The organism is Rheinheimera faecalis (genome assembly GCF_021290965.1).
Classification (GTDB): domain Bacteria; phylum Pseudomonadota; class Gammaproteobacteria; order Enterobacterales; family Alteromonadaceae; genus Pararheinheimera; species Pararheinheimera faecalis.
The window spans coordinates 353,961-366,651 of the sequence record NZ_JAJOYT010000002.1 but is presented as its reverse complement, the minus strand read 5'-3'; the positions used below and the strand labels follow the sequence as shown (position 1 = coordinate 366,651).

Annotated in this window: 5 protein-coding genes; all 5 read left to right on the top strand. The window is 50.2% G+C overall.

The window, feature by feature from the left end:
- Window positions 1-10: 10 nt before the first annotated feature.
- The 5 genes from pcnB (at window position 11) to LSG34_RS05250 (ending at window position 12,691) form a co-directional block, all read left to right on the top strand.
- Window positions 11-1,486 (top strand): polynucleotide adenylyltransferase PcnB, encoded by a 1,476-nt coding sequence (gene pcnB, locus LSG34_RS05270; RefSeq protein ID WP_408636158.1) that lies wholly within the window; start codon window positions 11-13, stop codon window positions 1,484-1,486.
- On the top strand, window positions 1,479-1,964 hold the full coding sequence (gene folK / locus LSG34_RS05265; RefSeq protein WP_233007774.1) for a 2-amino-4-hydroxy-6-hydroxymethyldihydropteridine diphosphokinase: 486 nt from the start codon (window positions 1,479-1,481) through the stop codon (window positions 1,962-1,964). The genes pcnB and folK overlap by 8 nt, the downstream gene beginning before the upstream one ends.
- Before the next feature lie 206 nt (window positions 1,965-2,170).
- Window positions 2,171-2,962 carry a 3-methyl-2-oxobutanoate hydroxymethyltransferase gene (gene panB / locus LSG34_RS05260; protein ID WP_233007772.1) on the top strand — a complete coding sequence of 264 codons (792 nt, stop codon included), beginning with the start codon at window positions 2,171-2,173 and terminating at the stop codon, window positions 2,960-2,962.
- A 12-nt stretch (window positions 2,963-2,974) separates the two neighbouring features.
- A complete protein-coding gene (gene panC / locus LSG34_RS05255) occupies window positions 2,975-3,817 on the top strand; it encodes a pantoate--beta-alanine ligase (RefSeq protein WP_233007770.1) in 843 nt (280 codons plus the stop codon).
- Window positions 3,818-3,940: 123 nt separating this feature from the next.
- Window positions 3,941-12,691: a GH36-type glycosyl hydrolase domain-containing protein gene (locus LSG34_RS05250; protein WP_233007768.1), complete on the top strand. Its 8,751-nt coding sequence runs from the start codon at window positions 3,941-3,943 to the stop codon at window positions 12,689-12,691.

Genomic DNA, 12,691 nt, shown 5'->3' with positions numbered 1-12,691 from the left:
CCGCTGCGGTATCATTAGCCGCTTTTTTCATCGAGTTCATTTAGCTAAGCTCACAAGGAGTACTGCCATTATTTCGCGAGTCCTGGATTTTTGCCGCCGCACCCTTGGCAGCAAAAGCGTTGAGAGCGTTGCTCAACCCAAAAAAAGCCGTCAGTCCATTCTGCCAGAGCTGAAAAAAATCTCCCGTGATGCCCATTCTGTGTCGCGCAAAGACATCAGCCCTAATGCATTAAAGGTGTTATACCGCTTAAAAGATGCGGGCTATGAAGCTTATCTGGTCGGTGGTTGTATCCGCGACATTTTGCTTGGCTTAAAACCAAAAGATTTTGATGTGGTGACCAATGCGCACCCGGAACAAGTGCGTCAGGTGTTCAAAAACAGCCGCCTGATTGGCCGCCGTTTCCGTTTGGCTCATGTGGTGTTTGGCCGTGAAGTGATTGAAGTCGCTACCTTTCGTGGTCACCATACAGGTGATGATGAAACCAGCCCTAAAGCCAGCCAAAGTGATGCAGGCCAGATTTTACGTGACAACGTCTACGGCACTATTGAAGAAGACGCTGAACGTCGCGACTTTAGCATCAACGCCTTGTACTACTCAGTGGCCGATTTCGCCATTTACGACTTTGCCAACGGTATTGAAGCCATAGCGGCGCGTAAAATTGAGCTGATTGGCGATCCTGAAACCCGTTACCGTGAAGATCCAGTGCGGATGCTGCGTGCTGTGCGTTTTGCTACCAAGCTGAATATGGACATAGCACCAGAAAGCAAAGAGCCGATTAAAGAGCTGGCAGTGCTTTTGAAAAACATTCCGGCCGCACGTTTATTTGAAGAATTCCTCAAGTTATTTATGGCAGGCAAAGCCTTTGATAACTTTGTAATGCTCAATGATCTGGGCATTATTAAGCAGCTATTGCCTCAGCTGGCCAAAGTATTAAAACAGGATAGTAGCGGCAAAGTATTTAACATGATCACCAAAGCCATGCAGGATACGGATCAGCGGGTTGCCATTGATAAACCTGTGACTCCGGCTTTTACCTTTGCTGCTTTGTTATGGTATCCGGTCGAACAACGTGCGGAAAAACTGCTGGTTGAAAGTGGTTTAAACGAAGTGGACGCGCTGAACATTGCCATGATGGAAGTGTTAGACGAAGTGCAACGTTCTATCGCTATTCCAAAACGTTTTAGCCTGACCATTAAAGACATCTGGTTCCTGCAAAGCCGCTTAAGCAAGCGTGCTGGCCGTCGCGCCTTTAAGTTGATGGAACAGGTGAAATTCCGTGGGGCTTACGATTTCCTGCAATTGCGCGCTCAGGCCGAAGGTGGCGAATTACTGGAGCTGGCCAACTGGTGGCAACGTTTCCAGTCCGATGACGAAGCGGGCCGTGAAATTTTAGTACAAAACCTCGGTAAAGAAGGCATTGAACGCCGTCCACGCCGTCGTCGCCCGCCAACCAAACGTCGTCCCTCTGGCCCAGCCAATGGCTAATACGCTTGTATACATAGGGTTGGGCGCTAATTTAGCCCAGCCTGTGCAACAGTTAGAACGTGCTGTTGTGGCTTTGCAGAGTATCAAAGACACTGAACTTGTACAGGTCTCGTCTTTCTATGGCTCCAAACCTATGGGGCCACAAGACCAACCGGATTACGTCAACGCCGTCGCAGCTCTTACGACCCGTTTATCTGCGGACGATTTGCTGACGGAACTGCAACAAATCGAGCTTGAACAAGGCCGGCAGCGTAAAGATGAACGCTGGGGCCCCCGTACCCTGGATTTAGATATTCTGCTGTTTGGTGATGAAGTCATTCAGACAGAACCTTTGACTGTGCCGCATTACGGCATGAAAGTACGAGAGTTTGTGCTTTACCCGCTGGCAGAACTAGACTTAAACCTTGTATTACCTGATGGCACTAAGCTGAGTGAGTTACTGACAACTGTGCCTTTAAACGGCTTGAGTCGTCTATAACCGTCGTACTTGAAGCTGCAGCTTTGTTGACTGCGCCGTCTCGCCCCAGTCACATAGGTTGACTATGCTCCTGGGGTCTCACTGGCTTGTCGCCGCCCTGTAACTCCAAGTTACTTGGTTATATAGAAGATGGATAACTTGCCGTTGGCGTTTTTTTATGCCAAGGTGCGCCCCGAATTATTCCCTTGTGGTCGGATGAGAGAAAAATGGCAAAAATAACCACTGCTCAATTGCTGAATATGAAACAAAAAGGCGAAAAAATTACCGCCTTAACGGCCTACGATGCCAGTTTCGCTAAATTGTTTGCCGATGCCGGTGTTGAAGTCATTCTGATTGGCGACTCTTTGGGTATGGTGTTACAGGGCCACAGCGACACGCTGCCTGTCACCACGGCCGAAATTGCTTACCACACCCGCTGCGTTCGTGCTGGTGCGCCTTTGGCTTTTGTTATTGCCGATATGCCTTTTATGAGTTACGCCACAGTAGAACAAGCGATGCAAAACGCTACGCCGCTGATGCAGGCGGGTGCCAATATGGTGAAGCTCGAAGGGGGCGATTTCTTATTACCCACCATTAAAGCCTTAACCGAACGTGGTATTCCGGTTTGTGGTCATTTAGGTTTAACCCCTCAGTCTGTGCATGTGTTTGGTGGCTTTAAAGTTCAGGGCCGCGATGAGCAAGCTGCTGACTTAATGGTGCAGCAGGCAATAGCATTGCAGGATGCCGGTGCACAGCTTTTGGTTGTTGAGTGCATTCCATCTGCTTTGGCTGAACGTATTTCCAAAGCGCTGGTTATTCCGGTGATAGGTATAGGTGCAGGCAAAGAAACCGATGGTCAGATTTTAGTGATGCATGATTTATTGGGTATCAGCTCGGGTTATATTCCAAAATTCTCCAAGAACTTCCTGCAGGAAACCGGTGAAATTAAACAAGCCATCGGTAAATACATTCAGGACGTTAAACAAGGCCAGTTCCCTGGTCCAGAACATAGCTTTTAAGGTTCAATCCCTATGTTAATGATTCAGGATATTGCCCAGTTACGTGCGTTAATACGTCAATGGCGCAGCGCAGGTGAACGTGTTGCATTTGTGCCAACCATGGGCAATTTACATCAGGGCCATTTACAGTTAGTCGACACAGCCAAACAAAGAGCAGATCGGGTTATTGTCAGTATTTTTGTCAATCCAATGCAGTTTGGTGCCAATGAAGACTTAGACAAATACCCACGCACTTTAGAGCAGGACTGTAAAGGACTGAGCGAACATGGCGCTGATGCGGTATTCACTCCAACACCACAACTAATTTACCCTCGTGGCCTGGATGTACAAACTTTTGTCGAAGTGCCGCTGTTAGGTGATTATCACTGCGGCGCCAGCCGTGCCGGGCATTTTCGTGGTGTATCGACCATAGTCACTAAACTCTTTAATCTGGTTCAGCCTGATATCGCCTGCTTTGGTCAGAAAGACTATCAACAACTGGCTATTATCCGCCAGATGGTGGCTGACTTGTCCATGCCGATTGAAATCATTGGAGTGCCAACAATCCGGGCTGAAGATGGTTTGGCTTTAAGTTCACGCAATGGTTATTTGACAGCGGAACAACGTACCACAGCGCCGGCTTTATACCGCACTTTACAGTGGATGAAACAACAGTTAGATCAAGGCGTCAGCGATTTACGGGCTTTAGAGCAACAAGCTAAAGATCAGCTGAATGCTGCAGGTTTTAAAGCAGATTACGTCAATATATCCAATCGCCAAACCTTAGTGCCAGCGTCTGACTCCACTGCAGCTTTAGTGATACTGGCAGCTGCTTATCTGGGCACTACCCGCCTGATTGATAATATCGAAGTTTAACTCTCAGAAGAACGATCTGTGGGTCAGAGCCAAAGCTCTGACCCGGTCTGTACGACACCGAACTGAGAAAAACCAACTGATCTTCTAGCCTGTTAGCCTTCTCCTCAAGCAGGCTTTCGCTTTATGAATTCATTTCTGCACACAGCCTCAGGTTACGCCCAACTTTTTTGGCCAGCAAAAAATGCGCTGGTCTGGCAGGACAAAAACCCGGTTCGCGCTGAGCTTTTTAGTGTTGAGCGCCTGGAACAACATGCACTCAGCCTGGCAACAGAGCAGCAAATCCCGGGTAAAAAACAAAATGCTTCCGGCTGGCGTGACTGGCAAAGCCCGCTGCATACCAGGCTCGACAGCAATGCCACTGTGCTGCTTGCTGCCTACAGAGCCAGTGCAGCAGAACTTACAGCTGGCCATAGCATAGTGCCTGCCGCCGAATGGTTACTGGACAACTACCATCTGGTTGATCAACAAATCCGTGAAATTTATGACGATCTGCCTTTAGGTTTTTATCGCCAATTACCCAAGTTACAACAAGGTCCTTTTGTCGGTTATCCCAGAGTGTTTGCCATAGCCTGGGCTTTTATCGCCCATACCGACAGTCATTTTGACCCCGTTATACTGCAGCGCTTTTTAAATGCTTATCAGCAAGTGGATGTACTGACTATTGGTGAGTTATGGGCTATCGCCATTACCTTACGCATAGTGTTGATTGAAAACTTACGCCGCTTAACCGACCAAATCAGCCTGGGACTCACCGACAGGGCTGCAGCAGATAAGCTGGCCGATCAGTTGCTGCAACCAGGCGCCAGCCAGCAGGCACTTCAGACCTATATCAATCATCTGGCAGACAAAGCCCTGAGCCATACTTTTGCCGCCCAACTGGCCAAACGTTTACGCGGGCAAGACCCTAATACCACTCCTGCCCTGCAATGGCTGGAACAACGTCTGCTACACCAACACAGCAGTATTGAGCTGGTGGTGCTGTATGCACAACAGCGGCTGGGTGCATCCAATGTCAGCGTGCGTAATGTGATGACCAGCATGAGACGTATCTCGGCCATAGACTGGACTGAATTATTCGAGCAAATAAGCCCGGTTGATAAACTCTTATGTAAGCACAGTGCTTTTGCCACTATGGATTTTGCCAGTAGAAATATGTATCGCAGTGCGATAGAGCAATTAGCACGGGGGGCAGAATTACCTGAATGTGATATAGCCCGCGCTGCCACAGAAGCTGCATTAAAAGCGGACCATAGCTTATCCGGCTCAGTAGAAACAACAGTAGAAGCTGACACAGGTTTTTACCTGATTGGTGAAGGTCGATTGGCATTTGAGCAGCAAATTGGCTTTCAACCTGGTTGGCGCTTAATGCTACACAGAACACTGGCAAGAACAGGGCTGGCTGGTTATTTGTCAGCATTGGCTTTACTCACTCTGGCTTTTACAAGCCTGGCTGTTATTTTGCTGCCGGAGCAGCCTGATTATGTTCCGGGGTTGGCGTTATTGCTACTGGCAGTATTGCCAGCCAGTGAGCTCGCAAGCGCTTTGCTGCAGTGTTTTATCACCCGATCTCAGGGTGCCTCCTTGTTGCCAGCTCTGGATTTAACCGCAGGAGTTCCGGCTGAGTTTCGCACGCTGGTTGTTGTGCCTTGTATGCTAAGCCATGAAGCTGAAGTCGAGGAATTAGTGTCACGGCTGGAGGTGCATTACCTCTGTTGTGGCAGCGGTGATTTAACCTTTGCACTGTTAACTGACGGCGTGGATGCAACAGAGCAGGAACAGCCAACGGATCAGCCTTTATTGTTGCTGGCCAGCACTCTGATCAGCCAGCTCAACCAACGCTATCCGCAAGGCCCTGCAGGTGCCCCCTTTTTACTTTTGCATCGCCGTCGTTTATGGAATGACAAAGAACAGTTATGGATGGGCTGGGAGCGTAAAAGAGGCAAACTGGTCGAGCTAAATCAATTGCTGCGGGGCGGCAAGGACACCAGTTTTATCCATGCATCTGCAGAGCTGCCGCTACTGTCGAGCCAGGTTCCGGCCAATGTACGTTACGTGATTACGTTAGATGCGGACACTCAGTTACCCCGGGATGCGGCGATAAGGCTAATAGGTAAACTGGCACATCCGCTGAATCGGGCACAGTTTTGCCAGACAGAGCAAAGGGTGACCAGTGGTTATGGCATCTTACAACCTCGTGTCACTCCAGCTCTGGCCTCTGGTCAACAGGGTTCGGCCTACCAGCAACTGTTTTCAGGTCCGGCTGGGTTAGATCCTTACGCTGCCGCTGTATCCGATTTGTATCAGGACTTATTTGCTGAAGGCTCATTTACCGGAAAAGGTATTTATGATGTCGATGCTTTTAGCGCCGCTATGGCGGGTCGGGTTGCTGACAACAGCATGCTTAGCCACGACTTGTTTGAAGGCATAGTGGCCCGCGCTGCGTTAGTCTCAGATATTGAGGTGGTTGAAGATTTCCCGGCCCGTTACGATGTGGCCGTCAAACGGCAACATCGCTGGACCCGCGGCGACTGGCAGCTCTTGCCCTGGTTGTTTGCCCGCATCAAAACAACGTCTGACTCGTTACAAATACAGCAAACATTGCCTCTGCTTGGGCGCTGGAAAACAACGCCAGACTCGTTACAAGCACCGCAGAAATTGCCTCTGCTTGGGCGCTGGAAAATGATCGATAATTTACGCCGATCCTTAGTGCAGCCCGCCTGCTTTGCCTTACTGCTACTGTCCGTTTTGCTGCCTCTCCCTGTCGCCATTGGGATTTTTATATTGATTGGCAGCAGCCTGATTTTGCCCGCTTTATTGCCTTGTAGCCTGAATCTATTGCCGCACCATAAAGGTATTCAATGGCATACCCATCTGAATAACCTGCTGGCAGATTTCAAGCTGGCTCTGAGCACAGGTGTGCTGCAGCTGGTTTTTCTGGCAGACCATAGCTGGCGTATGCTGCATGCTATTGGCCTGACTTTGTATCGTCTGCTGTTGAGTAAAACACATCTTCTGCAATGGACTACTGCAGCACAAAATCAGCGGGATTCAAGCTTAACTTTGTACCGTTATTACAGTCTGATGAGTCCGGCTTTACTGCTCGCATCTACTGTTTTTGGCATCGCCTTGTGGTTTAACCCAGACAACTGGCCCTTGGTGTTACCTTTGTTGCTACTCTGGTACGCAGCTCCTGCTATGGCATTGGCATTAAGTAAGCCTTTTCGCATCCAACCTGAGTTGCAGTTGTCTGAGCTGCAGGCGACTGAGCTGAGGCTAATCGCCAGACGCACCTGGCGCTACTTCGAACGTTTTGTCACGGCTGAAGATCATATGCTGCCACCGGACAATTTCCAGCAACAACCTCAGCCAGCCATAGCGCACCGGACCTCACCAACTAATATTGGCATGTATTTATTGTCGGTCGCTGTAGCCCGCGATTTTGGCTGGCTGTCGACTAACGCAGCCATACAAAGGCTGCAGGCAACTTTTGCAACCTTGCGACAACTGCGCACCTGCCATGGCCATTTTTTTAACTGGTACGATACCCGCGATTTACGCCCGCTTGAACCCGTTTATGTCTCATCCGTCGACAGCGGCAATCTGGCGGGTCATTTAATTGCACTGGCCAATACCTGTGATGAATGGCAAAACCAGCTCTATAGCCCTCAGGCTCAGCAAGGTTTAGGTGATAACCTGGCTTTGGCCCAACTGAGTCTGCAGCAAGCCCCGACTCTGTTGCTACAAAGCCAAAGTGGTTTGCAACTACAGGCTATTCTGAGCCAGTTGGATCAGTTACTCCAACAAAACCAATGCCTGCAGCACCAGCACAGTCAACTGACAGAGCTTTGCGAGCAAGGCGTGCAGATTGCCAGTGCACGCCAAAATACAACCTTTACACGCCACACAGAGCAGCAGCTATCCGCGCAGCAAAGCCTGCTGTTTTATCTACAGGCATTACAGACCACTCTGGCAGAGCACCATCTGCAGCTGAATTCAGGCGCAGCCGAACAACAGCATCAACACCTACAATTACAGCTATTGGCGACCCAATGCCGCCAGTTTGCCATGGCGATGAATTTTGCCTTTTTTATCGACCCTGAACGCAATTTATTGTCCATAGGTTATGCGGTAGAGGAAAATCGTTTAGATACCAGCTGCTACGATCTATTGGCCTCTGAAGCCAGGCTCGCCAGTCTGTTTGCTATAGCCAAAGGCGACGCCGATAGTAAACACTGGTTTCGTTTAGGCCGAAGCGCCACCCCTTTAGGTTATGGTTCGGCTTTATTGTCCTGGTCAGGTTCAATGTTTGAGTACCTGATGCCCTCTTTAGTGATGAGAGCAGCAGAAGGCAGTTTACTGGAGCAAAGCAACAGGCTGATTGTCGAGCGGCAAATTGGCTACGGCCGTCAACTCGGGATCCCATGGGGCATTTCTGAATCCGCTTACAATGCCAGAGATCTGGAGTTTACCTACCAGTATTCCAACTTTGGAGTGCCGGGTTTGGGGTTAAAACGTGGCCTGGCAGAAAACAAAGTCATAGCCCCTTACGCGACAGCGCTGGCCACTATGGTCAATCCGGTAGCGGCCTGTGCCAACTTTGAACGGTTAAAAGCCTGCGGTGCATTAGCCGACTACGGCTTTTTTGAGGCCATTGACTATACCCGAAGCCGCTTGCCGGAGGACAGCAGTCTGGCATTGGTGCAAAGTTTTATGGCACACCATCAGGGCATGACCATAGTCGCTATCGCCAATACCCTGCAGCAAGGCGTGATGCGCAACCGCTTTCACCGTGAACCCATGATCCAGGCCTGTGAGTTGTTGCTGCAGGAGCGACTGCCCCGTTATGTTGCTATAGCGCATCCGAAAGCGGAAGAAGTCAGTATTGCCGCCAACTCTGGTGCTGTACAACCACTGACAGAACGCAGGCTGGACGCAGCAGCTTCAGGCCCGCCATGCAGCCATCTACTATCCAATAGTGGTTATGCCGTGATGCTCACAGCAGCAGGAGCTGGCTACAGTCGCTGGGGCACTATTGCTATTACCCGTTGGCGCGAAGACAGCAGCACTGACCCATGGGGTTCCTTTGTATTGCTGCGGGATAAACACAGCGAGCAGGTCTGGTCGAGTACACTAAACCCTAAGCTACCCGAGCGGCGAGCCAACAGCAGGGCTGAAAAATCCGCCTTCAGTAAAAACACTGCGCCAGTGGCAATCTTCAGCGAAGATCACGCTGAGTTCAGCCGCCAGCACCATGATTTAACCTGCACAGTCGAAGTGGTGGTATCCACCGAACATCAGGGTGAAGTCAGACGGGTTTCACTGATTAATCACAGTAGCTTCAGCCGTGAAATCGAACTCACCTCTTATGCTGAGCTGGTATTGGCTCCGGTCAGTACAGACAATGCCCACCCTGCTTTTGCCAAATTATTTGTTCAGACCGAATTTGTTGCAGAGTATGGCGCTTTGTTTGCCACCCGTCGTTTGCGTTCAGCCACTGAGGCAGCTGTATTTGTCGCCCATTTTACTGTAGTGGAAGGTGAAATTTGTGCGCCACTGCAATACGAAACCAACCGCGCATTATTTTTTGGCCAGGGTCATCAGCTGAGTAATGCCGCGGCCATGCGAAGCAAAGCGCTGAGCAACAGCAGCGGTACTGTGCTGGATGCGATTTTCTCTTTGCGTCAGTCGGTGCGTATTGCACCTGGCCAGGTCTGCCGTGTCGCATTCTGGACTTTAGTGGCCTCATCACGACAAGAGCTTTTGGATCTGGTTGATCAGCATAATGAACGCAGTGCCTATGACAGAGCCTGCACTTTGGCCTGGACTCAGGCCCAGGTGCAATTACGTCATCTGGCGATCAGTGTGGCGGAAGCCGCTGATTTTCAGCGTCTGACCAGTCCGCTGTTATACAACGACCTGCGCTTCAGAGCGACAGCAGCAGCCATCAGCCGTGGAGCAGCCGCTCAATCCGGCTTATGGCAACATGCCATTTCCGGTGATGCGCCTATAGTCCTGCTGCATATTGACGATATAGAAGACCTGTCCGTCGTGCAGCAACTGCTGCGTGCTCACGAATACTGGCGTATGAAACAGCTGACCGTGGATTTGGTCATTATCAATGAAAGAGCGGCGTCTTATGTGCAGGATTTACAGTCAGCTATTGAAGTGCAGGTTCGTAGCAGTCAAAGCAAACCCAACCTTGGCTTACGCTTAGCTGGTGGCAGTGTATTTTGTTTGCGCGCAGATTTAATGTCGGTTGAATCCCGCGCTTTATTAGCCGCAGTGGCTCGCGTAGTGCTTTATGCCAACCGCGGCAGTCTGGCCACTCAGTTAAGCCGGATGCCAGTACCTGTAGCTGAGCCTTTGAAAGCCAACCTGGCTAAAGCAGTCAGACTGCCTGTACCAGATCTGGCGGCAGAACCTGACCTGCAGTTTTTTAATGGCTTAGGTGGTTTTAGTGCAGATGGTCGTGAATACCATACTCATATGCAACAGCATCAGCGCCCTCCTATGCCCTGGATCAATGTCATCGCCAATCCGAATTTTGGCTTTCAGGTGTCGACCTTAGGCAGTGGTTTTAGCTGGGCAGAAAATAGCAGAGAAAATCAATTAACTCCCTGGTCAAACGATCCTGTGACCGACCCTTCTGCTGAAGTCTTTTATGTGCAGGAGCAAGGTAGATCAGAGTTATTCAGCCCTACAGCACAACCGATCAATGATGGCGGCCATTACAAAGCCTGCCATGGTTTTGGTTATAGTCGTTTTGATCATCAGGCAGCCGATCTTGGCATGCAGTTGCTACAGTATGTGCCAGTGGCCGATCCTGTGAAAATATCACGTCTGACCCTGACCAACCATTCGGCTACAACAAGGCACTTCACAGTCACAGCTTATGCTGAATGGGTGCTGGGTCGGGATCGCAGCGCCAGCAGCGCTTTTTTACAAACCATACTGGATCAGGATAGTCAGGCCATGTTGGTGTCTAATCCATGGAATACAGCTTTTGCTGGTCGTATCGCTTTTGCTGCCTTAAGCCACACCAATAAAGAGCAAAACTCTGTTTGCGCTTTAACGGGCTGGACTGCAGATCGTACCGGCTTTATTGGTCGAAATGGCAATCTGGCTTCTCCTTTGGCTTTAACAGGCACAGCACCTTTAGCCAAACGCAGTGGCGCAGGTTTAGACCCTTGTACTGCCATGCAGCTCAAACTGACTCTGGCGCCAGGCCAGAGCTCTGAGCTGGTGTTTTTATTGGGTCAAACTTCAGACAGCAGCAAAGCAACAGCTTTAGTACAACAGTATCAGCAAGCGGATTTAGATGAAGTATTGCAGCAGGTCAAAGATTTCTGGCTACAAAAGCTGACCGCTGTGCAAGTGCAAACGCCTGACGCAGCGATGAATATTATGCTGAACGGCTGGTTGTTGTACCAAACCATAGTCTGCCGGCTTTACGCCAGAGCCGCCTTTTATCAGGCCAGTGGCGCTTATGGTTTTCGTGATCAGTTGCAGGACAGCATGGCGCTGAGTTTTGCTGATCCCTCTTTTGCCCGCCAGCATTTACTCAAAGCGGCAGGACGGCAGTTTATTGAAGGAGATGTGCAACATTGGTGGCTGCCGCATTCCGGCGCCGGTGTGCGCAGCCGGATTTCGGACGATAAAGTCTGGTTAGTGTTTGCTTGCGCCAGCTATATACAAAGCTCTGGTGATTTGGCTGTACTACAAGAGCAACTGCCGTTTCTGCAAGGTCCGGCTTTGACGGCTGACCAGCATGATGCTTTTTATCAGCCTATGCCGTCCGATCATAGTGCTTCGTTATTTGAACATTGCGCTCGTGGGCTGGATCTGTGTATTGCCCAAACAGGGGAGCTTGGTTTGCCATTAATGGGATCGGGCGACTGGAATGATGGTATGGACCTGGTCGGAGCCGAAGGCAAAGGTCAAAGTGTTTGGTTAGGCTGGCTGGTACTTGCCAGTATTCAACTGTTTTTGCCTTTTGTGCCTGAAGAAGAGCAGGACAGAGCCAATTGCTGGCAGCAGTATGCGAAAAAATTAACGCTGGCACTGGAGCAGTATGCATGGGATGGGGCCTGGTATAAAAGAGCTACTTTTGACCAGGGCAGCTGGCTTGGTAGCACGCTATCACCCGAATGCAAAATTGATTCTATCGCCCAGTCATGGGCTGTGCTCTCTGAAGCAGCCCGCCCGGACAGAGCCAAAGCCGCTATGGCGTCCGTCAGCCAGCATCTGATTAAACCAGAGCAAGGTTTAGCCTTATTATTCAGCCCGCCTTTTGAGTTTATCGAACCCAATCCGGGTTATATCAAAGGTTACCCGGCAGGGCTGCGTGAAAATGGTGGCCAATACAGCCACGCCGCCATGTGGGCTATTTTTGCTTTTTCAAAGCTTGATCAGGCAGAAAAAGCCACAGCGCTGTTTAGTATGCTCAACCCCATTCAGCATGCGCTGACCGCGGACGCTGTGGCTCGTTATCAAACTGAGCCTTACGTGGTGTCTGCTGATATTTATTCGGTAGCGCCGCATAACGGCCGCGGTGGCTGGAGTTGGTACACCGGGGCTGCGGCATGGATGTACCGCTCTGGTATTGAAGCTATTTTAGGGTTAAGCCGCAAAGGCCAATGGCTGCAGTTTGCACCTTGTATCCCAGCAGCATGGCCGGGCTTTAGCATCAAGCTGTCTGTGGCTGGTACTGACTATCAACTGGAGCTATTGCAACATCAGCCTGCAGCTTCCGTCACTTTGGACGATCAGGATATAGCTGCAGACCCAATGTATTACAACGAAGGTATTTTGCAGCTACCATTGGATGCTCAACCCCATCAGTTGGTCTGGTGTTTAGCTTCAGAGCCGCAGTGA